The 25,092-nt window shown below is 40.3% G+C and carries 22 protein-coding genes and 2 tRNA genes; 13 read left to right on the top strand and 11 right to left on the bottom strand.

Annotated features, from left to right (window positions below):
- Positions 1-55 precede the first annotated feature (55 nt).
- A complete protein-coding gene (locus ACKWB9_RS08320) occupies positions 56-1,153 on the bottom strand; it encodes a BT_3928 family protein (protein WP_414002552.1) in 1,098 nt (365 codons plus the stop codon).
- 70 nt (positions 1,154-1,223) lie between these two features.
- Positions 1,224-1,769, bottom strand: coding sequence for a DUF1599 domain-containing protein (locus tag ACKWB9_RS08315; RefSeq protein WP_414002551.1), 546 nt, complete (start codon positions 1,767-1,769; stop codon positions 1,224-1,226).
- Between the two features lie 101 nt (positions 1,770-1,870).
- On the opposite strand from ACKWB9_RS08315, the gene folP reads away from it, so the two are divergent.
- Together folP and cdaA are read left to right on the top strand one after the other, a co-directional pair.
- Positions 1,871-2,695 carry a dihydropteroate synthase gene (folP, locus tag ACKWB9_RS08310; RefSeq protein WP_414002550.1) on the top strand — a complete coding sequence of 275 codons (825 nt, stop codon included), beginning with the start codon at positions 1,871-1,873 and terminating at the stop codon, positions 2,693-2,695.
- A gap of 54 nt (positions 2,696-2,749) precedes the next feature.
- Positions 2,750-3,535, top strand: a complete 786-nt coding sequence (cdaA, locus tag ACKWB9_RS08305) for a diadenylate cyclase CdaA (protein ID WP_414002549.1) — start codon at positions 2,750-2,752, stop codon at positions 3,533-3,535.
- Between the two features lie 155 nt (positions 3,536-3,690).
- Here the strand turns inward: cdaA and ACKWB9_RS08300 are convergent, their stop codons facing one another.
- On the bottom strand, positions 3,691-5,454 hold the full coding sequence (locus ACKWB9_RS08300) for an ABC transporter ATP-binding protein (protein ID WP_414002548.1): 1,764 nt from the start codon (positions 5,452-5,454) through the stop codon (positions 3,691-3,693).
- On the bottom strand, positions 5,447-6,196 hold the full coding sequence (gene truA / locus ACKWB9_RS08295; protein ID WP_414002547.1) for a tRNA pseudouridine(38-40) synthase TruA: 750 nt from the start codon (positions 6,194-6,196) through the stop codon (positions 5,447-5,449). The genes ACKWB9_RS08300 and truA overlap by 8 nt, the downstream gene beginning before the upstream one ends.
- Positions 6,197-6,315: 119 nt before the next feature.
- On the opposite strand from truA, the gene ACKWB9_RS08290 reads away from it, so the two are divergent.
- Positions 6,316-6,810 carry a metallophosphoesterase family protein gene (locus ACKWB9_RS08290; protein WP_414002546.1) on the top strand — a complete coding sequence of 165 codons (495 nt, stop codon included), beginning with the start codon at positions 6,316-6,318 and terminating at the stop codon, positions 6,808-6,810.
- A 170-nt stretch (positions 6,811-6,980) separates the two neighbouring features.
- Here the strand turns inward: ACKWB9_RS08290 and ACKWB9_RS08285 are convergent, their stop codons facing one another.
- Positions 6,981-7,391: a DUF4293 domain-containing protein gene (locus ACKWB9_RS08285; RefSeq protein WP_414002545.1), complete on the bottom strand. Its 411-nt coding sequence runs from the start codon at positions 7,389-7,391 to the stop codon at positions 6,981-6,983.
- A 189-nt stretch (positions 7,392-7,580) separates the two neighbouring features.
- Between ACKWB9_RS08285 and rho the strand changes: the two genes are divergently transcribed.
- Both rho and ACKWB9_RS08275 read left to right on the top strand, forming a co-directional pair.
- On the top strand, positions 7,581-9,194 hold the full coding sequence (gene rho / locus ACKWB9_RS08280; protein WP_414002544.1) for a transcription termination factor Rho: 1,614 nt from the start codon (positions 7,581-7,583) through the stop codon (positions 9,192-9,194).
- A 219-nt stretch (positions 9,195-9,413) separates the two neighbouring features.
- On the top strand, positions 9,414-10,124 hold the full coding sequence (locus ACKWB9_RS08275; protein ID WP_414002543.1) for a hypothetical protein: 711 nt from the start codon (positions 9,414-9,416) through the stop codon (positions 10,122-10,124).
- Positions 10,125-10,936: 812 nt separating this feature from the next.
- On the opposite strand, the gene rpsT is transcribed toward ACKWB9_RS08275, so the two are convergent.
- The 4 genes from rpsT to proS form a co-directional block, all read right to left on the bottom strand.
- Complete coding sequence (gene rpsT, locus ACKWB9_RS08270; protein WP_414002542.1) at positions 10,937-11,188, bottom strand: 30S ribosomal protein S20; 252 nt, start codon at positions 11,186-11,188, stop codon at positions 10,937-10,939.
- A gap of 49 nt (positions 11,189-11,237) precedes the next feature.
- A tRNA-Glu gene (locus tag ACKWB9_RS08265) sits at positions 11,238-11,309 on the bottom strand.
- Positions 11,310-11,377: 68 nt separating this feature from the next.
- Positions 11,378-11,449 (bottom strand) — tRNA-Glu (locus ACKWB9_RS08260).
- A gap of 120 nt (positions 11,450-11,569) precedes the next feature.
- Complete coding sequence (gene proS, locus ACKWB9_RS08255) at positions 11,570-13,045, bottom strand: proline--tRNA ligase (protein ID WP_414002541.1); 1,476 nt, start codon at positions 13,043-13,045, stop codon at positions 11,570-11,572.
- A 95-nt stretch (positions 13,046-13,140) separates the two neighbouring features.
- Between proS and ACKWB9_RS08250 the strand changes: the two genes are divergently transcribed.
- Together ACKWB9_RS08250 and ACKWB9_RS08245 are read left to right on the top strand one after the other, a co-directional pair.
- Positions 13,141-14,379, top strand: coding sequence for a hypothetical protein (locus ACKWB9_RS08250; RefSeq protein ID WP_414002540.1), 1,239 nt, complete (start codon positions 13,141-13,143; stop codon positions 14,377-14,379).
- A 36-nt stretch (positions 14,380-14,415) separates the two neighbouring features.
- On the top strand, positions 14,416-15,921 hold the full coding sequence (locus ACKWB9_RS08245; protein ID WP_414002539.1) for an OmpP1/FadL family transporter: 1,506 nt from the start codon (positions 14,416-14,418) through the stop codon (positions 15,919-15,921).
- A gap of 53 nt (positions 15,922-15,974) precedes the next feature.
- On the opposite strand, the gene ACKWB9_RS08240 is transcribed toward ACKWB9_RS08245, so the two are convergent.
- Together ACKWB9_RS08240 and ACKWB9_RS08235 are read right to left on the bottom strand one after the other, a co-directional pair.
- Complete coding sequence (locus tag ACKWB9_RS08240) at positions 15,975-17,426, bottom strand: T9SS type B sorting domain-containing protein (RefSeq protein WP_414002538.1); 1,452 nt, start codon at positions 17,424-17,426, stop codon at positions 15,975-15,977.
- A 126-nt stretch (positions 17,427-17,552) separates the two neighbouring features.
- The gene (locus ACKWB9_RS08235) at positions 17,553-19,352 is read right to left on the bottom strand and encodes a T9SS type B sorting domain-containing protein (protein ID WP_414002537.1); all 1,800 of its coding nucleotides are present in this window, start codon (positions 19,350-19,352) and stop codon (positions 17,553-17,555) included.
- Positions 19,353-19,487: 135 nt separating this feature from the next.
- Here ACKWB9_RS08235 and folE point away from each other — a divergent pair, with 135 nt between their 5' ends.
- From folE to ACKWB9_RS08205, 6 genes are all read left to right on the top strand, one after another.
- Positions 19,488-20,168 carry a GTP cyclohydrolase I FolE gene (gene folE / locus ACKWB9_RS08230; RefSeq protein WP_414002536.1) on the top strand — a complete coding sequence of 227 codons (681 nt, stop codon included), beginning with the start codon at positions 19,488-19,490 and terminating at the stop codon, positions 20,166-20,168.
- A gap of 15 nt (positions 20,169-20,183) precedes the next feature.
- Positions 20,184-21,665 (top strand): cysteine--tRNA ligase, encoded by a 1,482-nt coding sequence (cysS, locus tag ACKWB9_RS08225; protein ID WP_414002535.1) that lies wholly within the window; start codon positions 20,184-20,186, stop codon positions 21,663-21,665.
- Between the two features lie 62 nt (positions 21,666-21,727).
- Positions 21,728-21,949 carry a membrane protein insertion efficiency factor YidD gene (gene yidD, locus ACKWB9_RS08220; RefSeq protein ID WP_414002534.1) on the top strand — a complete coding sequence of 74 codons (222 nt, stop codon included), beginning with the start codon at positions 21,728-21,730 and terminating at the stop codon, positions 21,947-21,949.
- Between the two features lie 204 nt (positions 21,950-22,153).
- Positions 22,154-23,122: a prolipoprotein diacylglyceryl transferase gene (gene lgt, locus ACKWB9_RS08215; protein WP_414002533.1), complete on the top strand. Its 969-nt coding sequence runs from the start codon at positions 22,154-22,156 to the stop codon at positions 23,120-23,122.
- A gap of 24 nt (positions 23,123-23,146) precedes the next feature.
- Positions 23,147-23,638 carry a DUF192 domain-containing protein gene (locus ACKWB9_RS08210; protein ID WP_414002532.1) on the top strand — a complete coding sequence of 164 codons (492 nt, stop codon included), beginning with the start codon at positions 23,147-23,149 and terminating at the stop codon, positions 23,636-23,638.
- A gap of 176 nt (positions 23,639-23,814) precedes the next feature.
- Entirely contained in the window at positions 23,815-25,050 is a 1,236-nt protein-coding gene (locus ACKWB9_RS08205) for an ATP-binding cassette domain-containing protein (protein WP_414002531.1), read from the top strand.
- Positions 25,051-25,092 lie beyond the last annotated feature (42 nt).

Genomic DNA, 25,092 nt, shown 5'->3' with positions numbered 1-25,092 from the left:
ATATTTCCAGTCTCTAATTCAACCAATTATAATTATAAAATAAGAAGTTTGAAAACTATTCAAAATTCAAATCCTTCAAATCGTTATAATGTACTTTTTGCACAATTGTTCCTTTTTCCAATACCAATACACCGGGATTGGATCTTACAATGGTCTTTAATGCCGTTTCATCCGTAAAGTAAAAATCGAAATCCAAATTGAATTGCTTTTTTAAATTATCCGTTTGATTCGGTCCCGAAGCGGACATACCAATAACCTTATACCCATTTTTTAATGCTTGATCGGCAACCTCTTTTATTGCTCCGAAGACCTCCATATCGGATTTTCTCAAATCATAGGCAACGACCATGACCAATTTGGGTTCCTGCAATAATTCAGTTGCGTAATCCTGTCCATCCTGTTCAACGGTAAAATCATGTACGGATGGTTCATATCCCTTCTGGATTTCGGTTGTTTCCACGCTAATGAACTCACCATCCACCGAAGGGTAATCACCATGGGTAACAATAACTTCTTCCTCGCCGTTCACATTGAATTTCCATGCGTACTCAAAAATCGCTTTTGGGGCACCTTCGGGCACGCCCATGCCGTCTTCAATATTCTTTCCTATCTCATAAGGCCTAAAATCGATTACCGGTAGGTGGTTCAAAACATAATAGGCATAGGCCGAACACATAACCAAGGAAAGTATCATTATAACTTTTGCCATAACCGGACTAAATAATGGCTTTATCCATCTTCTACCAAAAATCAATAGAAGGACAAGAACAAGAAGAACAATATCTTTTGTAAAGGACTCCCAGGGGGTCAATTTAATGGCATCACCAAAACATCCACAATCGGTTACTTTATTAAAATAGGCCGAATAAAACGTCAGGAAAGTAAAAAATACGATCATTCCCAACAAGCTCCAAATGGTAAACTTAGGCTTAAAACCAATGATCAGCATGATGCCAAGAAGCACTTCCAAAATAACAACGGTAATGGATATGGCCAGGGCATAAGGCATAAAAATCGGAAGGTCCAATACTCCCTGACTAAAATATTCTTCCAGTTTAAACGAGAAGCCTACGGGATCGTTCAATTTTATATAGCCACTGATGATAAAAAGAACACCAACAAATATCCGAACAATTCCTATGAGATATTTCATGTATAATTTGTAAATGGGTTTAGTATTGATTTGTCTATTCGTACTTGATTATCATAAACATATAAGCTCTTTAAGCTGCTAAACTTTTCAGATGGATCATTGCAAAGACCGCATAATTGACCATATCCTGATAATTGGCATCAATACCTTCGCTGACCATGGTTTTTCCTTTATTGTCCTCTATTTGTTTTACGCGAAGCAATTTTTGTAAAATCAGATCTGTAAGGGAGCTAATACGCATATCCCGCCAAGCCTCGCCATAATCGTGGTTTTTGTCCAGCATCAATTGTTTGGTCCCCGCAATGTGTTGATCGTATAGTTTTATGGCGGTGGCAGCACTTAAATCCGGTTGTTCGGCAACGCCCAGCTCCAACTGTATCAAGGCCATTATCGCATAATTAATGATTCCTATAAATTCAGGTTTTTCACCTTCATTTACTTTGCGTACCGCATTCTCCTGAAGACTTCTAATACGTTGGGCCTTTATAAATATCTGATCGGTAAGGGAGGGCAATCTAAGAATTCGCCATGCGCAACCGTAATCCTTCATTTTCTTTTCGTAGAGGTCTCTACATTCCCTAATGACCTCGTCGTACTGCTCTGCCGTATCCTGCATGTAGTTCCTAGTAATTTGTGTAAATTTCGCTTAAAATTTTGTAATCATCAAAGTTGTCGGTTTAAACTTGCCGGAAAAACGAAAATCCATTTATAAGAACCATGACCATAAATTGCAAAGGCGAACTTATTGATCTGAAAACTCCCAAGGTTATGGGAATTTTAAATATAACTCCCGATTCTTTTTATGATGGGGGAAAGTACAGGAACGAAAGTGATATACTATCCCAGATAGAAATCATGTTAAGGGAAGGTGCCACTTTTTTAGATGTTGGTGCCTATAGCTCCAGGCCCGGCGCAGCGGATGTAAGTGAGGTATTGGAGCTTAAGCGTATTGTTCCCGTAGTGGAACTCATCCTGAACAATTTTCCCAAAGCCATACTCTCCATTGATACTTTTAGGAGCAAGGTCGCAAAGGAATGTGTTGCCCTGGGTGCAGCTATGGTCAACGATATATCCGCGGGGCTTCAGGATGAAAAAATGATAGGAACCATTGCCTCATTAGGCATCCCCTACTGTATGATGCACATGCGGGGCACTCCCAAGAATATGCAAGGAAAGACAGCTTATAAAAAATTGGAAAAGGATATTCTTTATTATTTTTCCGAAAGATTATCCGTTGCCAAAGCTCATGGCATAAAGGATATCGTTATTGATCCTGGGTTCGGTTTTTCAAAAACCCTGGAGCAGAATTATCGATTGTTAAAAAACCTCGACCTATTCCAAATGGTGGGACATCCTATTCTGGTCGGAATCAGTAGAAAATCCATGATTTACAAACTTTTGGATACCACGCCGAACGAAGCACTTAACGGAACTACGGCAATGCATATAACGGCTTTGGACAAAGGGGCACATATTTTACGGGTACATGACGTTAAAGAGGCTATGGAATGCGTAAAACTACATATGCAATTGAATGCATAGGAGGTTCCGGTTTTCGTTCATCAAATTTTGTTAATTTTACAAAAACATCAGCGATTGGATTTTTTTAATTTTATCGATTTTAAGATTACGGATATCCTAGACATTGTTCTGGTCGCTATTCTCCTCTATTACATCTATAAGCTCGTAAGAGGTTCGGTCGCCATCAATATCTTTATCGGTATCGTTATCGTTTGGGCCTTTTGGAAGCTCACGGAACTTCTGGGTATGCAAATGATCAGCAGTATGGTCGGGGCCTTTATGCAAGTTGGTTTGATCGCACTGATCATTGTATTCCAACAGGAAATCCGGAAATTTCTTTTGATGATAGGTTCCACCAATTTTGCCAACAAACGCAATTTTGTAAAACACTTTAAATTCTTAAAACAGGACGGATTGGTCACGGAGATAGATATTGAGGCCATATTAAGGGCCTGTGAAAAAATGGCGAGTACGAAAACAGGGGCCATATTGGTCATAGAGCGGAATAATGCGCTCGATTTTATTAAATCCACCGGGGATAGGATGAATATTGAAATTACCCAACCTATTATCGAAAGTATCTTTTACAAAAACAGTCCATTACACGATGGAGCGGTAGTTATTGTAGATAATTATATTGTTGCGACCCGCGTAATACTCCCCGTCTCCAACGAACGGAATATCCCATTACGCTTTGGATTGCGCCATAGGGCCGCTGTAGGAATCACCGAAAAAACAGATGCTTTGAGCATTGTAGTCAGTGAGGAAACGGGATTGATCTCCTATATTAAAAACGGGGAATTTGTTCTTTATGATTCCATTGCGCAATTGGGGGCAATGATAAAACAAGACCTGATTTAACAGGGGTAACAGCAGTTTACCATAAAATATTGGTAAGGAACTCGTATTGACTTTTTGTATTCCCTAAAATTTTTCAATGGCGATATCCCTGGTTTTATCCTTTTGAACATGTAAATATTAAGGGAACAAAGTTTTGGGATTAAAACAACATAGGCCTAAGCAATTTCCGCCAAAAATTGCGCATCATAAAGATTGCTGTAATATCCTCCTTTTTTAAGGAGTTGTTTGTGCGTACCCATTTCTACGATTTGGCCGGCGTCCATAACAATGATTTTATCCGCTTTTTTTATAGTGGCCAATCTATGGGCGATAACAATAGAGGTACGGCCTTGCGTTATTTTTTCTGTAGCCTTTTGTATCAATTGCTCGGAATATGTGTCTACCGAAGAGGTAGCCTCGTCCAAAATCAAAATGCTCGGATTGCTCACATAAGCCCGTAAAAAAGCGATCAATTGCCTTTGTCCACTGGATAACATAGTGCCGCGTTCTTTTACATTATAGGCATAACCGCTCGGTAGGTCGGTAATGAATTCATCTACGCCTATAGCTTTTGCGGCCGCTTTGATATCGGTATTTTTTATTGATGGGTCTTTGAGCGAGATATTATTGGTAATGGTATCCGCAAATAGAAAGACATCCTGAAGCACTACGGCAATATGAGATCTTAAATCCGATAGTCTATAGTCTTTGATATCCACACCATCTACCAAAATAATACCTGAATCGATTTCATAAAATCGACTCAATAAATTAATGATGGTAGATTTTCCGGCACCGGTCGCACCTACTATAGCAACGGTTTCCCCGGCCTTTACATCAAAGGAAATTCCATGTAACACCTCTTCATCCTTAACATAACCAAATCTGACATTACGAAAACTGATATTTCCTTGCACATCGGATTTTTCAAAAGTTCCCACATCCGCAATGGTACTGTCGGTATCAAGGATCTTAAATACCCTATTTGCCGCGACCATACCCATTTGCAAGGTATTGAATTTATCGGCAATTTGCCTCAATGGCCTAAACAACAAATCAATAAGCATAATGAAGGCAAAGACGGTTCCGGCAATATCGTCCGAGATACCGGCCACGTTCTGCAAACCACCGTACCAGACAATAAGCCCTACCGTAATTGAAGAAACTATTTCCGCTATGGGAAAGAAAATAGAATTGTACCAAACTGTTTTAAGCCAGGCATTTTTATGTTTTTCATTGATTTCACGAAATTTTTCGCTTTCTATTTTCTCCCGGGTAAACAGTTGAACTATTTTCATACCCGTAATGCGTTCCTGAACAAAGGAATTGAGATTGGATACTTCTGCCCTAACCTCCGTAAAGGCAACTTTCATTGCTTTTTGAAACAAGCGCGTAGCATATAAAATAATAGGCAGTAGGGCAAAGACGATCAATGTTAACTTCCAGTTAATGATAAGCATTACCACTGCTGCGACCAACATCTTTAACAAATCCGCCACAATAACGAAAAAGCCCTGACTAAAAATCTCGCCGATACGTTGCATATCCGCAACGGCCCTGGTCACCAATACACCGAGCGATGAATTGTCAAAATACTTCATTCGAAAGCCGAGCATCTTCTTAAAAAGATTGATACGAACGTCCCTGATAACGGATTCCCCCAACCAATTGGCATAGTAGTTAAATAAAAGCTGGCTTGTAACTTGGCCAATAAGTACGGCCAACATCGCGATGGTCAGGTAAACTAATTTTTCGGCATCTCCAGGTTTAATGGCTCCATCAATTATTTCACGAAGGACCAAGGGCGTCAGGACCGCAAAACCGGAGAGCAATATCGCTGCCAGTGCCACACCGTAAAAAGTAAGTTTATAAGGACGGGTATGGGCGATTAAACGCTTAAAAAGTCGCGTATCAAAAGCTTTGCCTGAATCTTTATCCATTCTTGAAAATAGTATTGGGGTAGACAACCGAGGTCAAATATAATCCTTTTGCGGGTACGGAAGCACCGGCTCTTGAGCGATCTTTACTTTTTATGATGGTATTAACATCCCTTATGGAATACCTGCCTCTGCCCACATCCAGAAGTGTCCCCACTATGGCACGGACCATATTCCTGAGAAAGCGATCCGCCGTAATTTTAAATACCAACAAGTCTTCTTTATAGGACCATTCGGCATGGGTTACATTACAAATAAAAGTCTTTACATCTGAATTGGTCTTGGAAAAACATTCAAAGTCCTTTCTACCCATGAGCAAAATAGCCGCCCTGTTCATGGCCTCCAAATCCAATTCTTGTTTTACAAAATGTGCGGTATCCTTATAAAACGGGTTTTTGTGATTACAGACCCAATACTCATACGAACGTGAAGCAGCAGCAAACCGGGCATGGGCATCATTGTTCGCTTCTATGATTTTCTGTACGGCAATATCTTTGGGAAGAAAGGAATTAAGTCTATAGATCAGTTCTGTTCCGTTGTCGATTTTATCAAAATCAAAATGGGCGAACATTTCCTTGGCATGTACACCGGCATCCGTTCGGCCCGCTCCTACCACTTCTATCTTACTGCGCAATAATTTGGACAACGTATCTTCCAAGACAGATTGCACGGTTACGGCATTGGGCTGATTTTGCCAACCATGATAGGCTTGTCCAAAATAGGAAAATTGAATAAAGTACCTCAATAGGATATGCCGGTTTTGTGGATAACAAAGATAAACAAGTTGAAAATACGAGAAGGGAAATACGGGTTTTGAATACATACATTTTTCGTATTTCGTATTTTGCGCCTATAATTTAATCCATGACTAAAATCCTACTGCTTTCGGATACTCACTCCTATATGGATAATGCTATTTTAAAATATGCCCGACAAGCGGATGAAATATGGCATGCCGGAGATATTGGCCATTTAAAAGTAACCGATGCCCTTTCCGGATTAAAACCGGTAAGGGGTGTTTATGGAAATATTGACGACCATATTATCCAAAAGGAATTTCCATTGGACAACAGGTTTATCTGCGAAGATGTTGATGTTTGGATAACCCATATAGGGGGTTACCCCCCCAAATACAATTCGAGAACAAGAGCGGAAATACAAAAAAACACCCCCAAACTTTTTATCTGTGGACATTCCCATATCCTAAAGGTCATGTGGGACAAAAAACTGGGCGTACTGCATATGAACCCCGGTGCCTGTGGTAAACATGGGTTTCATCAAGTACGGACCATGTTGCGGTTTACGATTAACGGACCAGATATTAAAGACCTGGAAATTATAGAATTGGGGAAACGTTAACAACCTTTTAATTGTCCCCTGCATATCAAAAAAGCAATTCATAAAGACATCATACCACTTCTAACTTGACATTAGAAGTGGTATGATGTATAATGGGAGAAATGTCCAAAAAGAAAAAAACCCGGAAACTACCCCGGGTTTTACGCACTAATACTACTAAGATAAAAGGTTCAACGTAAACGATCAACAGATTTTACAAGATCTTCATCCTTCTTTATAGCCCTATTGGCAAGGACCAAAAAAACGATAGAAAATACAGGAATCAGCATCCCAATACCCTTCTCAGAGACCAAAATCTCTCCGGATAAGTTTAGCGATCGATAAACGAAAAATCCTAGTAAAAAAAGGTTCAATATTATATTAAGTCTGTTCAACACAAACTGATTTTTTCTATTCTTAAAAAAGAAAATACTCCATAACGCTAAAATAGCGGATGCATAAAACAATATGGAAATCAATATATCGTCACCGGCATAAATCTTCTCTCCTTTCGCATCTGACCACAGGTTCACAAAGAACGTTAGCACACCGGAAATTAGTGCCACTATCACTAAATATATGCTTTGAATTCTTTGAATCATATTCTTTTTTCTACTGAAACAACAAAAATACAGGTCTTTTTAAAAAATATCCCCCTATTCTTGAAAATAATTCGTATTATTGCTGCGTTATAATCATAACACTTACCTGGGAAAACCATTCCCGTTCGATTACCCAAAAAATAATTTACTTCTTAGTGCATATAATACATATAACTTATTCAATATTTAATGTTTGAGATTTCAGATTTAAAATCAAAAAAGCTACCTGAGCTTCAGGAAATAGCAAAAGAACTTAATGTTCCCAAGTTCAAGACTTTAAAGAAATTGGATTTGGTCTACCAAATCTTAGATTTGCAAGCCGCAAACCCAAAAGTAACTGCGGCGGTTTCCCCCACAATAACACCTATGGAAAAACCTCAAAAACCAAAAAAGAGGGTGGTCCGAAAGGTTGAAAAAGAGGAAAAAACCGAAGAGAAAAAGGAACAGGTCAAGGTGGATTCCAATGAAAATGAATCCAAAAGTAACGATGGTGCGGACAACAGAAAGCCCAATCCAAGGCAGCAGCCGTCTTCCAACAATGCGGTCAACAAGAAAGATTATCAGAAAAGTCATCAGCAGAACAAGAACCAAAACAATAGAAAACAAAACCATCCCAGAAACAATAATCAGGACAAGAGCAATTTTGACAAAGACTTAAAAAACAGGTATAAAGAACCTGAATATGAGTTTGACAGTATTATTGCCAGTGAAGGGGTTTTGGATATCATGCAGGACGGATACGGTTTTTTACGTTCCTCAGACTATAACTATCTTTCCTCTCCGGACGATATTTACGTTTCCCAATCGCAAATCCGTTTGTTCGGCCTTAAAACCGGTGATACGGTATTAGGAAATGTACGCCCCCCGAAAGAAGGAGAAAAGTATTTCCCACTGATCAAAGTGAACAAGATCAATGGTATCGACCCTCAGATCGTAAGGGACAGGGTTTCCTTTGAACATCTGACACCACTTTTCCCACAGGAAAAATTCAATTTGGCCGAAAGGCAGAGCACTATTTCCACAAGGATAATCGACTTGTTCTCCCCTATTGGAAAAGGGCAGCGAGGCATGATCGTTTCCCAGCCCAAAACGGGTAAAACAATGTTGTTAAAAGATATTGCCAACGGCATTGCGGCCAATCATCCGGAAGTATATCAAATTATCCTCCTGATCGATGAGCGCCCCGAAGAGGTTACGGATATGCAACGTAATGTAGAGGGGGAAGTAGTAGCATCAACCTTTGATAAAGAAGCGACCGAGCATGTTAGGGTCGCCAATATTGTTTTGGAAAAAGCCAAACGTTTGGTAGAATGCGGGCATGACGTAGTCATTCTCCTAGATTCGATTACGCGATTGGCCAGAGCGTACAATACGGTTCAACCCGCTTCCGGAAAGGTACTGAGCGGTGGTGTGGATGCCAATGCACTGCACAAACCGAAGCGATTCTTTGGTGCTGCCCGAAATATTGAAGGCGGTGGCTCCCTTTCTATAATCGCAACGGCACTAACGGAAACAGGTTCTAAAATGGACGAGGTTATCTTTGAGGAATTCAAAGGAACCGGTAATATGGAGCTGCAATTAGATCGTAAAATTGCCAATAGAAGGATTTTTCCTGCCATTGACCTTACTTCTTCCAGTACAAGACGTGATGACCTGTTATTGGATGAAAGCACACTTCAACGCATGTGGATCATGCGCAAATACCTTGCGGATATGAATCCGGTAGAGGCCATGGAATTTATAGAACAACGCTTTAAACAAACAAAAAACAACGAAGAGTTTTTAATGACCATGAACCAGTAAGTCACCATAAAACTCGATTTTATTATAAATCCCGATTTTATGTGAAATCGGGATTTTTTTATGGTTTTCCTGAAATAGTCGATTGAATTTTATCGAAAAGCTGGCACTGTCCTATACCAATATCCTTAATTTAATATCTTTAAGCCTCCCAAAGACTCCTCCCCCGTTCTTTAGGATATTTTCACATAAATGAATATCAACCCTTTAAACAACCCTAAAATGAAAAAGTCAAAGGCATTCTTCATAAGAATATTGGGCATTTCCTTATTTATCGGCTTCATAAATTGTAAAGAACGATCAACGGATCAGCACGGAAAAAATAATGAAGTGGTCGCCCCTGCACAAATAATCCCAATAGCCCAAGCCGAATCTTTCTATGACAATTACACAAAAAGAAGGGTTAAATTAATAGAGAAATACGAAGACTCTATAAATAACAGTAAAACACACGACCAAAAAAATCAGATGATCGATGCCGTCAAACCCAAAGACTCCTTTATAGCGGCACGTTATGTATCCTACGATTACAAAACCATAAAACAATATATGGACTATGTGGAACAGGAAGCCAAAAAAGCCAATGTAGACATAACCTCCTTACGCTTTTATTTTTCCAACTATCCCAATAAAGAAAAGTTTGACAATGGGGACAAAATTCGCCATCCCAGACAAAATTCGATCATGATTTCCCCTGCTCTAGAAAAAAACGGGAACGAGTTTCTTTTTTACATCGCTAACCTTGCCGGTCAACAAAACGAGGCGGTATTATTGTCCGATGATTTTCAAGATCTGGATAAAGGAACGGGAAACACCTCATCGGAAAATAAAAGCGCTGCTTATGCCTCCTTTATACCCGTTATAGCAAAGCCCGTTCAACACAACAAGTTAAGCCTTACCATGAATAGGGGCAATGGTTTTCCTCCACAGTAACTAAAATCGAATCCCATTTTAATTTTCATCGCTATGGATGAAATAATTACTATCATAAAAACCAATTTTTTTATCCCGTTCTATGGTTTGGCCTTTATCATTTCCGTGGTAAAATACAGAAAGTACTTTGATTCTAAATTAAAGTACCTACCTATATTATTCGCCTATACATTTTTGAACGAAATACTTGGTGGTTTAGTTTCACGAAATAAAAACTTTCAAATTATATACGAAGGAGGTCCCTCTTTCAATAATAGCCTGATCTATAATATCTTTGATATTTTCTTTTACTTTTTCTTTTTTTATATTTTTCGGCAAAGCATAAAGAATAAACGCAATAAGACCATAATCAGGTTCGGAACGGTCCTGTTTGCCGTAATAAGCGCCATAAATCCTTTTTTTGAAGATTTTTTTCTTACACCGCAAAATTATGCCATTGGTTTTGGATCTTTTTTTCTAATATGGTGTATTATTTTTTACCTATTGGAGTTAAATAGACAATTCAACTTACGGTTAAAAAAAAGTGATTTGCTTTTTTGGATCTGCCTGGGTCTTTTGGTATTCTACCCCTTTTATCCCATTATTACGTATATAGGAACGTATCACAATGGCTTATATATGACTTTATTAAAGGACGCACATTTAATCCTAATATGTACTATGTACTGCCTATTCATTATCGGGTTTATAAAAATGCGAAGGATAAGGCCTTCTTGAATTCCGAAAAAACGGATTAATTTTTGAGAAATAACAAATACAAAAAAACCTTCCACTTATGGAAGGCTTCTTCAAAATTTCGTTTTTATACCTTGTTAAAGTGCGGCTACATGCTTAGCCAATTTACTTTTAAGATTGGCCGCTTTATTGGAATGGATAATATTACGTTTCGCCAGACGATCGATCATACTCACCACACTTGGTAAAAGTGCCTCAGCATCTTTCTTATTCTCTTCTGAACGCAACTTCTTTATAGCATTACGTGTAGTCTTATGTTGATACCTATTACGCAAGCGTACCGCTTCGTTTCTTCTGATTCTTTTTAATGCTGACTTATGATTTGCCATTTCTACTTTAATTATATTTTATCTGGATACCACTATCCACTTTATTCTGTAGCCCGTAGGGGAATCGAACCCCTGTTACCAGGATGAAAACCTGGCGTCCTAACCCCTAGACGAACGGGCCAAATGTTGAGTAACCATATCGAAAATACAAACTAAAACAGTTTTGTACTTTCAATCTTTTACCTTTCGTAGCCCGTAGGGGAATCGAACCCCTGTTACCAGGATGAAAACCTGGCGTCCTAACCCCTAGACGAACGGGCCATTATCTTACATAACTATCATCCTTCCCGGCACAATTTTTAAATTATACCATTCAGGCGGGTGCAAAAATACAATTATTTTTTACTATAGCAACACCGCTATATTATTTTTTGAATTCTTTTAATACGCTTTGGCGAAAAGAACGCGTTTGGCAGATGGTTTACCCGTAACCATACACTTACCCCCGTCATTATCAGTATTAAAAGGAATACATCTTATGGTCGCTTTCGTCTCATCCTTTATCTTTTCTTCGGTCTCTGCCGTCCCGTCCCAATGTGCCGATACAAACCCTCCTTTTTCCTCCAAGATTTCTTTGAATTCGTCATAAGAATCTACCTTGGTCATATGCTTGGCCCTAAAACCAAGGGCCTTATCATAAATATTTTTCTGAATATCCTTTAGGAGAAATTCAATTTTGGCAACAATGCCATCCATGGGAACACTCTCTTTCTCCAGTGTATCCCTTCTGGCTACTTCATAAGTACCGTTTTCCATATCACGCTGACCTATGGCCAATCTTACGGGCACCCCTTTCAATTCATATTCATTGAATTTGAATCCGGGTTTATGCGTATCGCGATTATCAAATTTTACCGAAATCCCCTTAGCCCTTAATTCCTTGACCAAAGGCTGAACTCTTTCAGAAATTACATCCAATTGTTCCATTCCTTTATAAATAGGAACAATGACTACTTGAATAGGCGCTAGTTTTGGGGGCAAGACCAAACCATTGTCATCACTATGCGTCATCACCAAAGCACCCATTAATCTTGTGGAAACCCCCCAGGAAGTGGCCCACACATGTTCTTGTTTACCTTCCTTATTGGCAAACTTTACATCAAACGCCTTTGCAAAATTCTGTCCTAAAAAATGGGAAGTACCTGCTTGCAATGCTTTTCCATCCTGCATCAACGCTTCAATACAATACGTTTCGATTGCTCCGGCAAACCGTTCACTTGCCGTTTTCACTCCTTTAATTACGGGCACGGCCATATGTTCCTCAACAAATTCCGCATACACGTTCATCATTTGTTCCGCCTCTTCAACGGCCTCTTTTTTGGTGGCATGGGCGGTATGCCCCTCTTGCCATAAAAATTCCGCCGTCCTTAAAAAGAGCCGTGTACGCATCTCCCACCGGACCACATTGGCCCATTGATTGATCAATAATGGCAAATCGCGATAAGATTGTATCCATTTTCTGTATGTATCCCAAATAATGGTCTCGGAAGTAGGTCTTACGATCAATTCTTCCTCTAATTTGGCATCGGGATCTACGATAATACCGCTACCGTCTTCGGCATTCTTAAGCCTGTAATGGGTCACCACGGCACACTCTTTGGCAAACCCCTCTACATGACTGGCCTCTTTACTTAAGTACGATTTTGGGATAAATAAAGGAAAATAGGCATTTTCATGACCGGTTTCCTTAAACATCTTATCCAATCCGGCCTGCATTTTTTCCCAAATAGCGAATCCATAGGGTTTTATGACCATACAACCCCTAACACCTGAATTTTCGGCCAGATCGGCCTTTACTACAAGCTCATTATACCATTTGGAATAATCCTCACTTCTCTTAGTTAATTTTTTACCCATTATACATAGTTTGGCACAAAACTTGTGTCTGTTGTAGAAAAATAATTCGGTAAAACTAGTTATTTTTAATATGTCCAACAATTAATTTTAGACTCATGATATACGCACTACCCCTCAACAAAATCCGCAATGTAATGACGATGGCCGTTCTTCCACTATTGGTCATTTCCTGTGGCTCATATCAACAAGCATCTTATTATGATAATGACGGTATTTATTCCGATGATGCGCCAAGAGTCGTAGAAAAAAGGCCTGCACAGGGACAGTACATAAAAAAAGGCAAGGAATCCAATACCTATTCCGATTATTTTGGACAAAAAGCGGATCAATATGATGAAATATTGGAAAACGAAATTTTTACGGATATCGATTCTTATGCGAGCAATACAGTCGTAAATGACAGTATAAATCAAAATCAGCTTACGGATTATTACAACAATTCCAATGACTATCAAGGTTATGGCGGTTGGGGAGATAATGCTACCAATGTTAACATCAATATCTATGACAACGGCTGGAATAACTGGGGTTGGGGCTGGAACAGTCCTTGGTTATGGGGCGGAGGTTATGGCTTCGGAGGATATTACGGTTATGGTTGGGGAGGTTATGGTTATGGGTGGGGTTGGAACAATCCCTGGAGATGGAACCGTTGGGGCCGAGGAGGTTATTATGGCTACGGCTGGGGAGGTTATGGTTATGGATGGGGGCTACCATACGGCTATTACGGTCGCAATCACTATGGCTACGGGGGTAGAAATTTTGCATATAACAGTAGCAGAAGAGGTTATTATAACAGAAATAGAAACAGTTCTGTCGCAACTTCCTTAAGAGGAAGATCCAATATAAATACCAGGGGAAATTCACCAAGATACAGAAGTACGAACTCGCGCTACACATCTTCAAGAAATTCGACGGCGAGAAGCTCGAGCAGATATCGCGGCAATACCCCTACCAGAAGAACTGTAGGTGTTGATCAAAATAGGGCCTATAGGACCAGCAGAAGCACCAGGGCGGTTCCCAGAACCTATAGCTCTTCCAGAGGCAATAGGGCATATAGCGAATCTAATTCCAGATCCAGTACATATAGAAGGGGAACTACCTCCAGTAGAAGAACCGTAGCCCCGAAAAGAACTTCAACTTATCGCAGTTCTGGAAATAGCAGCTCCCGAAGCAGTGGATACGGTTCCGGCAGAAGCTCTTCTAGAAGCAGTGGAAGCTACAGAAGCTCGGGCGGTAGCTCTAGAAGTTCCGGAAGTTATAGAAGTTCCGGTGGTGGTTCCAGATCCAGCTCGGGCAGATCTTCTTCCGGCAGAAGTGGTGGAAGACGCCAATAATCAATTCGTATTTTTGCATAAATTAAAAAAGATTCTATGAAAAGGTATTTTACTTTCATAATACTATTGCTATGCACTATTGGTAGTGCACAAAACATCAATGACGTTCTTAGATATGGAACGGAAAACCTACAGGGAACGGCTAGATTCCAGGCCATGGGAGGAGCTTTTGGGGCCCTTGGAGGTGATTTTTCCGCCCTCAATATAAATCCGGCAGGTTCCGCCGTATTCAATAATAGTTTGATGACCATCTCGGGAACCTATTATTCAAGGGATAATGATGCATCTTATTTTGGAACCAGGGTGAACACCACACTCAATGATACCGATCTGAACCAAATTGGCGGGGCCTTTGTTTTTAGAAGTACGGACAATGATGCCGATTGGAAAAAATTCACGCTCGCTTTTAATTATGATATCGTCAAAAATTTTGAAAATGAATTTTCGGCATCGGGAAACAGCGATCAAGGTATAGATAATTATTTTTTAAGTTTTGCCCAGGGGGTGCCTTTTGGTTCCATTCTCCTACAAGACGGTGAATTTTTAGAGAATGCTTATTTGGACATTGGTGCCAATCAAGGATTTGGGGACCAGCAAACCTTCCTTGGTTATTATGGTGGGCTTATTGATCCGGTAAGTTTGGATGATGATAATACCGATTATGTGAGCAATGCTTCCTATACAACGGTAAATCAACGGTTCCGTAGAAGAACCTCGGGCTATAACAGAAAATATACTTTGAACGCCGCATCACAATACAAGAACAGGCTCTATTTGGGAGCATCTCTAAATTTCCATACGATTTTATATGACAGGCTAGACTTGTTCAACGAAAACGGTTATGATTCGAATTCCGAAATTCAGAATACCACTTTTGACAATCTATTACATACGGAAGGCAACGCCTTTTCCTTTAGCTTAGGGGCAATTGCGAAACTTAATGAATATGTTCGTTTAGGGGGAAGTTATCAATCACCGACCTGGTATCGGTTAACCGATGATTTTTCACAGCGAATCAACTCGGAATTGGCCGATGACAGCATTGGATTCATCAATTTTAATATTGTTAATCTCTTTGAAGCGTACACCATCAAAATCCCAAGTAAATTGAACGGTAGTTTGGCCGTGGTCTTTGGTAAAAATGGATTATTGAGCTTTGATTATGGGTATCAAGATTTCTCCCAAGCGGAACTAAGGCCTACCAATGATGTTGGTTTTCAATCTGTAAACACACAGATTTCCAATGAGCTTGGAGCCGTTTCCACCTTTAGGCTCGGTGGGGAATATAGAATTAAACAATTTAGCCTTAGGGGAGGATATAGATTTGAACAAAGCCCTTATGCAAATGGAAATACCATTGATGATCTTACGGGTTATTCGACCGGAATAGGGTATAATTTTGGGAGCGGCCGATTGGATCTGGCCATTAGCAGAACCGAGCAGGACGTAAACGAAAGTTTATTTGATACCGGGCTTACCACTCCGGCCATAGTAAATAGGATCAATACCAATGCCACACTTAGTTATACGGTGAACTTCTAAGACCGGATAATAGGAAATAATATAAAAAAAGCGGCTAAAAGCCGCTTTTTTTATCATCTCTTTAGAGCAAAATGCGTTTTTCTTGTCTTAGCGACCAGAACACCCACATCATCCTCTTCATACTCAAAACGGAACCAGTAATCCGTAGACGGCATTCGCTTACCATTATACGTACCGTCCCATCCACCTATAGCTCCCAATTGTTTTAATAATTTACCGTAACGGTCAAAAATAAAGACTACGGGATCGGTCAATGTTTCAATTCCCTTTATATTCCAAGAATCATTTATTCCGTCCGCATTCGGGGTAAAGAACTTAGGATAACCAACTACCAAAAACTCGATAGGCTCCGTAGTTCCACAACCATTTTTATCGTTTATGACGACTGTATTGATGCCAGGTGGAACATCCAAGAACACGGGGTCATCCTGAAACTCGCCCCCATTGATCGCATACTCATAATCACCATTGCCCAATACGTTAAAACGAATATCATTTTGATCTGGGTCTATGGATAAATTCGTGTCCAAAATTTCTACGGGATTTGCCGGGTCCAATTGCGGGATTCCGTAAAAAGTAATCAAAATCCCCCCGACATCCGCAACCGTGGGCGGTGTTCCCGAAATAGTGGTTATAGTGGCAAAATATCTGCCAGAATTAGGGCTGGAAACAATCAGTTCGGCCCCTAATGTACCTGAACCCGGTAAGATAGCGTCTATTGTGCCGTCATCTTCATAATCAACGGTCCATTCCACACTGGCAATATCCGGACCTGCCGGTGAATTCAAGGCACTTAAGGTAATATCCGGGTCACCTTCACAGGCCGTAATATCCAGACCAAGAAATTCATCCCGCAATGTACAGTCCAAAGCGTTATTTTGATCCGCCTGTACAGAATTCCCTGTAAAAGTCAACATATAGGGTTCCGGATCGCCGTTAAAATTAGTATTGAAATTATTTATGAGTATATAGTAAATTTGGCCGGGTTGCACATCCAACCATTCATCATAAGTGTTTTGGCTACCCACTAAAAAAGGAGCTCCTGCCTGTCCGTTTTCCGGGTTCACCCCTACCCCCGTAAAACGGGTATTGTTCACCTCATAATTACATCGGATCGGTTCTGCCGCACCATTACTGATATCGCCACAATCCACATCCGGACCATAAACGGCAAAATCCCACTCTGCCGTGGGAACTCCCGCACCACCATTGGTAGGAAGCGATTCTATATCAAAACCTACCTGACCGCCTGTTCCGGCCCTAAATACGTACCATGAGGTATTGTTCTCTATATTGGCGGAACTAACGCTTCCTTTTTCCAAACATCCCGATCGGGTAATGACATTGGGATCAAAATCATCTATATCACCGCTACCGTCTGCAAGCCCCATAATAGGTTGATCCGCACACACGGGTATGGCTGTTCTACAATCCGGGGAGTTTTGGGCCTTTGTTTCCTGAACATATAGGAACAAACAAAGGACTATACAAAGGAAAGTTCGCATAAAATGTGGGGCTATGAATATACTTTAACGTATATAATAACTTGCTTCAGGGCATTTTAGTATCCTATATCGGTTTTTTCGGCCGTTAATCGATGAAATGCAGTATTGAAACCCCTCAGCCTATCCTTAACGCTTAAGACTGAAATGATTATCAATGTATTTGGCCATGATGGTTTGACCTTCAGAACCCGTATAACTTAACTTAAACCAATAATCAGCTTCCGGTAACATTATTCCATTGAATGTACCGTTCCAACCGGAGGAATTCTCATTCAGTTGCGCTATTAATTTACCAAATTTGTCATAAATGCTTATGACAGGGTTTTCCAAAACAGAAATTCCCGGAATATGCCAACTATCATTGGTATTATCTCCATTCGGTGTAAAAAATTTAGGGAACCCCAGTATTACTATTTCTTCGGTATCGACCCCACAACCATTTATATCCGTTACGGTCACGGTATGGATTCCCGGAAACAGATCGGTGAAAATATTGGATTTTTGAGGTGTTTCCCCATCTACTTGATATTCAAAATCACCTTCTTCCCGAACCATGACAGTAACCGTATTATCGTCATCCACATATTCAATATCTACATCTGCTATAATAGGTGGTCTGGAAAAAACAACGGTCACGGACCTTACCGATACACAACTTATCGTTCCCTGGACATTTGTAACCGATAAAGTATATGTCCCTTCCTGATCGACCGTTATTTCCGAAGATGTTTCCCCAGAATCCCATAAATAAGTATAATTGGGCTCCTGTATCGGTTGACCTATTGTAACAACTTGTGAATCCTCACAAATAAAAACGGAAGTCGGGAAACCAAGGTTCGGAAGTTCTACGCCATTAATTTCAAAAGTTTCTGAGACGTCATAACAATGGGGATTTTCGATAGAAGTGGTCCTAACAAAAATGGTTTGAGATACCATAGTAGGCTCAAAATTGCTAGGTAATGCATTTACGCCGCCAATGGCATCGATCATGGACAGGTAGTAGCTCACCCGAAATTCATTCGGACTTTGCCCCCCCAGGGCTTCGTTATCTTTTTGCGACAGGTCCAAGGTAGTACCATCCAAGCAAACAAGTTCATCTATTAAAGGTTCCGTAATCGGAGAAGGGGAAAAAGCTACTTGGGTCTCACTAATAAGGTTTTGTCCAGAAGACATGACCACCACTACCCGATACATTGCGGAAACCGCTACACTCAACGTTGGTCCATTTTCGGCAGGTATACGATTATAACCCATACCCAAATCCAGATACCATTCATAGGTTGAAGCGCCCACAGTGGAAGCATCCAAAACAATGGCATCGTTTTCACAGGCCGCTATTGGAGGTCCCAATAAATTATTAATGATGGAGCAATCCAAGGCCGTACCTGAAAAATCCGTAAAAATATTCCCTGTAAACTGAATGGAAAAACCGGAATTGGTAGTGCTAAAATTATTTATGAGCAGATAAAAATCCTGTCCCGCATCTACCTGTAGCCAATCATCGTATTGAAAATTATCGGCTCCCGTTGGATCTTCACCTACACCGATATATATATTATTGTCCGAATTATCAAAATAATTGCACCGTACCGGTTCCCCAAGATTATTACAATCATCTGTTCTATATAAGGCAAAATCCCAATCTTCCGAAGCATCAAATCCAATATTGAACCCCAACTGTCCACTTTCCGAAGTCCTAAAATGATACCAGGCAGAGTTGGATTCAATTGTACTAGAAGACAAGCCCAAGCATCCGGAAGCTGACGATCCGTTAAAATCGTCCGTTCCCATACCATTGGTACCGCCATTTATAGGCGTATTGCTACAAATAGGAACAGCATTGGAACAATCAGGAAATACCTGTCCTGCAAGAGAAGGCATCCCAAGTAAAAAACTTACTAAAAGAACAACACAAAAACGTGTCATAAAGGGTCATAGATTTGGAAAGTTAAAAATACCCCAAGGCCGTCCTTAACACTAATTTATGTTGTGTAATGCCCATAAAATGGTATAAAGTGGCATATATTGTATATCTTTGGAGCTTGTTAAAGTCATATTGAAATGAAAATTGAAGGTACATTGGAAGAACACTTTGAACAGTTGGGAAACGATCATTTCTCATCTTCTGAAGAGACCCCTTTAAGAGAAGATGCCTTTGTTCTGAACGATGAGGACAAGATCGACAGGATCAAGGACAATGTTAGGGAAATTATGCTCACCTTAGGTCTTGACCTGGAAGATGACAGCTTAAAAGGAACTCCGAACAGAGTGGCTAAAATGTTCGTGAACGAAATCTTTGGAGGACTACACCCGGATAGAAAACCTAAATCCTCTACTTTCAAGAACAAGTATAAATATGGCGAGATGCTCGTTGAAAAGAATATTACGCTCTATTCTACCTGTGAACACCACCTTTTGCCCATTGTAGGAAAGGCCCATGTAGCTTATATTTCCAATGGAACCGTAGTAGGGCTTTCTAAAATGAACCGTATCGTGGATTATTATGCGAAAAGGCCACAGGTACAGGAAAGACTTAACATTCAAGTTGTTAGGGAGCTTCAACAAGTCTTGGGAACGGAAGATGTTGCCTGTGTTATAGATGCAAAGCATCTTTGCGTAAATTCCAGGGGCATCCGCGATATCGATAGCAGTACAGTAACCGCCGAATATGGAGGCAAATTCAAGGAAGAAGCCGTGCGCAGGGAATTTTTAGACTACCTTAATCTGGATACCAATTTTTAAACCTTATTTGCCTGCATGCATCTATATGACCGTCAAACCATAAAAGTTTACAACTCCCTTAGTGGCAAGAAAGAAATATTTACCCCGATAAACCCCGGCCATATAGGGATGTACGTCTGCGGACCAACGGTCTATAGCAACGTACATTTGGGCAATTGCCGTACGTTCATGTCTTTTGATATGATCTTTCGGTATTTTAAGCATCTGGGGTATAAGGTAAGGTACGTCAGGAATATTACGGATGCCGGTCATTTAGTGGACGATGCGGAAGACGGGGAAGATAAAATAACCAAAAAGGCCCGGTTGGAACAGTTGGAACCTATGGAAGTGGTGCAACGGTACACGGTCGATTTTCATACTATTTTGGAGAAATTCAACTTTCTTCCACCAAGTATAGAACCAACCGCTACAGGGCATATTATTGAGCAAATAGAAATCATCAAGGATATTCTTCAAAAAGGATATGCCTACGAAATGAACGGTTCCGTTTATTTTGATGTTGTTAAATTCAATGAATCCAACGAATATGGCAAGTTAAGCGGCAGAAAGCTGGAAGACATGATTGCCAATACACGCGAACTTACCGCTCAGGACGAAAAGAAAAGCCCTCAGGATTTTGCCCTTTGGAAAAGAGCGGAACCCCAGCATATCATGCGCTGGCCCTCCCCCTGGGGAGATGGTTTTCCCGGTTGGCATTTGGAATGCACGGCCATGAGCACCAAATATTTGGGTAAGACCTTTGATATTCACGGGGGTGGAATGGACTTAAAGTTTCCACACCATGAATGTGAAATTGCCCAGGCCGAGGCAAGCAACGGAAAATCGCCCGTAAAATATTGGTTACACGCCAATATGCTTACCCTTAATGGAAAGAAAATGGCCAAATCTACCGGAAACAGTATTCTTCCGGGAGAAATTTTCTCCGGGGAAAACAACATTCTGAGCAAGGCATTTTCGCCTTCGATGGTACGTTTCTTTATGATGCAGGCCCATTACACCAGTATTCTGGATATAAGCAATGATGCGCTCCTTGCCTCTGAAAAGGGATTCAATAAATTAATGGAGGGCATTGGGCATTTGGATAGCCTTCCGGTAGGTGATGACACCGATTTTGATGTAAAGCAATGGAAACGATCCTGCTATAATGCCATGAACGACGACTTTAATACACCGATATTGATCGCCAATCTATTTGAAGGCATTAAGCATATTAATCTGATCAAGGAAGGCAAAGAGACCATTACCTCAGCGGACAAAGATCTTTTGAAAGGAACCCTTCAAAATTTTGTCTTTGATGTTCTTGGACTGGAAAATAGGACCGGAACGGATGCGGATACCGAAAAACTAAGTGGCGTTGTAGAACTTTTGATCCAATTGCGCAAAGAAGCAAGGGAGAACAAGGATTTTGCCACTTCGGACAAAATCAGGGACCAATTGGCCGAATTGGGTATTCAATTGAAAGACGGGAAAGAAGGAACCACGTTTAGTGTTTCCTAACCTATAGTCACTCTTTTACGAGGTAACGTGCTATCGGGGCCTAAAACAAAAATAGGGAGGCAATGAAAAAAATATTGATAGCACCTTTTGTTCTTTTGGTCAGGTTCTATCAATTGGCCATTTCCCCTTATACCCCCGCAAGTTGTCGTTATTCCCCTACCTGTTCTCAATACACCTTGGAAGCCTTAAAAAAACACGGACTTTTTAAGGGTGGATGGCTGGCCATAAAACGTATTTTTAGCTGCAACCCCTGGGGCGGCAAAGGGTATGATCCCATTCCATAATCCCTAGATCGGGTATAAATGCCATATGCAAACCTTATTGTAATAAAAAATGACGAAATGCGGTATCCATAGATAATCATTTACAGCACATAATCCATAAACAAACTTTAAGATCAAGAAACTCTATAGCCCTGGCAAATACTATTTACCGTTTACGACATACTCACTACTAATTCCTATCTTAGCCCTTCAAAAATTTAATATATGTACTTCTTAGGCATAACATGGAATCCCAATGAAACACTTTTTAATATTGGGTTTATACAGATTAAATATTATAACCTTCTTTGGATCGTTGCTTTTGCCTTGGGGTGGTATATCATGAAACGAATTTTTGACAACGAGAAAAAATCGATCGAACAGTTGGATTCCCTTTTCATTTACACGGTTTTGGGTACTATGTTGGGAGCACGCTTGGGACATGTTTTCTTTTATGATTGGGCCTATTATCAAGATCATTTAATGGAGATTTTGTTGCCTATTAAAGAGAGTAGTACGGGCAGTCTGCTTTTTGGATTGATAAACGGATATGAGTTTACCGGATTTACCGGTTTGGCCAGTCATGGAGCGACCCTTGGCGTAATCACGGGCATGTACCTCTATACCCGAAAATTTCCGGAGTTCAAATTATTATGGATCTTGGACCGGATGGTCGTTCCTTTTGCCATAGGCGCTTTTTGTGTACGCTTGGGCAATTTTTTCAATTCGGAAATCAATGGCAAAAAAGTAGACGAATCTTTTATCTTTGCAACAAAATTTATTCGGGATTCAGATGATCTTCATCCTTCCAAGGCCCTGGGGGTCACTAAGGAAAAAACACTGAACGCCGCTTATGACGCTATTGAAAACAAGGCGGAATTCTCCCAATATCTGGCCGAGATTCCCTATAGACATCCCGCACAATTGTATGAGGGGGTCTGTTATATCTTTGTTTTTATACTGCTCTATTACCTATACTGGAAAACCGATAAAAAGGATAAGTTGGGATACCTCTTCGGGTTGTTTCTTATTTTACTATGGACCATCCGTTTCTTTGTGGAATTCGTAAAGAAAAGCCAGGGCGGATTTGAGGAATCGCTCGGATTATTATCTACCGGTCAATGGTTGAGTATTCCATTTATCCTCATTGGCCTATACTTTATGTTAAGGCCAACGAACAGTAAAAAACAGTAAGCGGTATTCAATAAAACCTAAGAGATGAAGGTATTTAAGATTATCGTTCTTTTGTGCATTTGGGGCCTTGTCTCCCAATCTTGTAAAGAGGAAACCAAAAAAATTATCAAAACAGAACCCATTGGTTTCACCAAAGAAGGTTCTCTAACAATCAAAAAGGCGGAAACCGATTCAATAGTTATTACATTAGATATAGAAATTGCCCAGACCGATTATGAGACAGAGACCGGGCTTATGTACCGCAAGGGTATGGAAACCGATCAGGGAATGCTCTTTATTTTTCCAGATGTGGCCATGCACTCTTTTTATATGAAGAATACGGAATTTCCATTGGATATCATCTTTATAGACGACCAACAAAAAATAGCCAGTTTCCAGGAAAATGCGGAACCGTTCAATGAGGAAGGGCTTTCCTCCAAGGTTCCCGTAAAATATGTTCTAGAGGTCAACTCCGGCTTAGTCCAAAAGTGGTCTTTAGCAATTGGCGATACGGTGGAATATAAAAAAATCGATTAACCACCCCCCTTCAGGACATTCTGGGGTGTCGGTAATAGGGTAGTGAACAAATATTCTCTAGAAAATAAGCTGATTACAAGATTATTATTAAAAGTCGCCCACAACAACGGAATGCATTTGGAGAAAACTACGATATACAAGGAAAATCCCATACATATTTTTAGAATAGATGCATCATGAAAAAGCATTGGGCCATATTCATTGATAACCATTCCAATACCACTTCTTTTATTAAGTCATTTTTAAAACGTAATGGCTCGGATACCTTTAAATTTCTCCATAAAAAACAAGGTGCTTTATTTTCTAAGCTAACGTTAGAGAAGTTAATGGACGAAGAAGATAGGCATGAGCACAAAATAATACAGGGAACCCAACAATCTTTACGAAGCATGTCCAGCGGAGAACGAAAAAAAGTTTTATTAAAACACATATTCAGTTCCGGGCCGGATTATATTATTCTGGATAATCCCTTTGATAATTTGGATACTGATTCCCAGTCGGCACTTAAAAAGTTACTTAAGGCCGAATCCAAGAATATTACCTACATCCAGATAGTGAGCCGCAAAACAGATGCACTTCCCTTTATCTCCAATTACGGGCAGCTCATAAATGATACGTTCATTGTTTTAGAGAACAATAAGGAAACTGGTTTAGGGAAATCCAAAATACATTTCTCGGGGAGCATTCCAGCACCTTTGGAAAAGGTCCGGTACAAAAACAAAACATTGGTCCATTTTAAAAATGTGTCCATCTCCTACGGTGCAAAACCAATTCTACAACATATCGACTGGACAATAAATACTGGCGAATTCTGGCAACTTATCGGGAAAAATGGTTCTGGAAAAACAACCATTCTCGCTATGATAACCGGGGATAACCCTAAGGCCTTTGGACAGGAAATCTATCTGTTCGGACAAAAAAAGGGAAGTGGTGAAAGTGTTTGGGACATCAAGGAAAAGATTGGATATTATTCTCCGGCAATGACGGATACGTTTACCGGAAGGCATACAGTAGAGAACATGCTTATTTCCGGCCTTACGGATTCTATAGGACTCTACACCAGACCCACCGAAGCACAACAACGCATTGTCCAAAAATGGCTTGCCCTCCTGGGATTTTCCGAACAAAAAAACACGCTTTTCGTAGATTTGACCACAGGACAACAACGTTTGGTCATGACCGCACGTGCCATGGTAAAGCACCCTCCCTTACTCATTTTAGATGAACCTACCGCCGGAATGGATGATGCCTCGGCACAACTTTTAGTTACACTGGTCAATAAAATTTCCACAGAAACCCAAACTGCGATTATTTTTGTTTCCCACCGTTCCGAACCCGGATTGCACCCTAAAAAGGTTTTCCAATTAAACATGAGCCCGAATGGCTCCACAGGCTGTGCAAAGGGGGCATAAAAAAATCGCTATCCCAAAAGGATAGCGACTTTCTAGTTTAAG

Source organism: Maribacter spongiae (assembly GCF_047345125.1).
Classification (GTDB): Bacteria; Bacteroidota; Bacteroidia; order Flavobacteriales; family Flavobacteriaceae; genus Maribacter.
The sequence above is the reverse complement of the archived record's forward strand: the minus strand, read 5'-3'. Positions and strand labels throughout refer to the sequence as shown.

What these genes read in the sequence shown, in the direction of transcription:
- ACKWB9_RS08320 (WP_414002552.1), bottom strand. Translation starts at nt 1,153, where the DNA reads ATGAAATATCTCATAGGAATTGTTCGGATATTTGTTGGTGTTCTTTTT.
- ACKWB9_RS08315 (WP_414002551.1), bottom strand. Translation starts at nt 1,769, where the DNA reads ATGCAGGATACGGCAGAGCAGTACGACGAGGTCATTAGGGAATGTAGA.
- folP (WP_414002550.1), top strand. Translation starts at nt 1,871, where the DNA reads ATGACCATAAATTGCAAAGGCGAACTTATTGATCTGAAAACTCCCAAG.
- ACKWB9_RS08300 (WP_414002548.1), bottom strand. Translation starts at nt 5,454, where the DNA reads ATGGATAAAGATTCAGGCAAAGCTTTTGATACGCGACTTTTTAAGCGT.
- ACKWB9_RS08290 (WP_414002546.1), top strand. Translation starts at nt 6,316, where the DNA reads ATGACTAAAATCCTACTGCTTTCGGATACTCACTCCTATATGGATAAT.
- ACKWB9_RS08285 (WP_414002545.1), bottom strand. Translation starts at nt 7,391, where the DNA reads ATGATTCAAAGAATTCAAAGCATATATTTAGTGATAGTGGCACTAATT.
- rho (WP_414002544.1), top strand. Translation starts at nt 7,581, where the DNA reads ATGTTTGAGATTTCAGATTTAAAATCAAAAAAGCTACCTGAGCTTCAG.
- ACKWB9_RS08275 (WP_414002543.1), top strand. Translation starts at nt 9,414, where the DNA reads ATGAAAAAGTCAAAGGCATTCTTCATAAGAATATTGGGCATTTCCTTA.
- rpsT (WP_414002542.1), bottom strand. Translation starts at nt 11,188, where the DNA reads ATGGCAAATCATAAGTCAGCATTAAAAAGAATCAGAAGAAACGAAGCG.
- proS (WP_414002541.1), bottom strand. Translation starts at nt 13,045, where the DNA reads ATGGGTAAAAAATTAACTAAGAGAAGTGAGGATTATTCCAAATGGTAT.
- ACKWB9_RS08250 (WP_414002540.1), top strand. Translation starts at nt 13,141, where the DNA reads ATGATATACGCACTACCCCTCAACAAAATCCGCAATGTAATGACGATG.
- ACKWB9_RS08245 (WP_414002539.1), top strand. Translation starts at nt 14,416, where the DNA reads ATGAAAAGGTATTTTACTTTCATAATACTATTGCTATGCACTATTGGT.
- ACKWB9_RS08240 (WP_414002538.1), bottom strand. Translation starts at nt 17,426, where the DNA reads ATGCGAACTTTCCTTTGTATAGTCCTTTGTTTGTTCCTATATGTTCAG.
- ACKWB9_RS08235 (WP_414002537.1), bottom strand. Translation starts at nt 19,352, where the DNA reads ATGACACGTTTTTGTGTTGTTCTTTTAGTAAGTTTTTTACTTGGGATG.
- folE (WP_414002536.1), top strand. Translation starts at nt 19,488, where the DNA reads ATGAAAATTGAAGGTACATTGGAAGAACACTTTGAACAGTTGGGAAAC.
- cysS (WP_414002535.1), top strand. Translation starts at nt 20,184, where the DNA reads ATGCATCTATATGACCGTCAAACCATAAAAGTTTACAACTCCCTTAGT.
- yidD (WP_414002534.1), top strand. Translation starts at nt 21,728, where the DNA reads ATGAAAAAAATATTGATAGCACCTTTTGTTCTTTTGGTCAGGTTCTAT.
- lgt (WP_414002533.1), top strand. Translation starts at nt 22,154, where the DNA reads ATGTACTTCTTAGGCATAACATGGAATCCCAATGAAACACTTTTTAAT.
- ACKWB9_RS08210 (WP_414002532.1), top strand. Translation starts at nt 23,147, where the DNA reads ATGAAGGTATTTAAGATTATCGTTCTTTTGTGCATTTGGGGCCTTGTC.
- ACKWB9_RS08205 (WP_414002531.1), top strand. Translation starts at nt 23,815, where the DNA reads ATGAAAAAGCATTGGGCCATATTCATTGATAACCATTCCAATACCACT.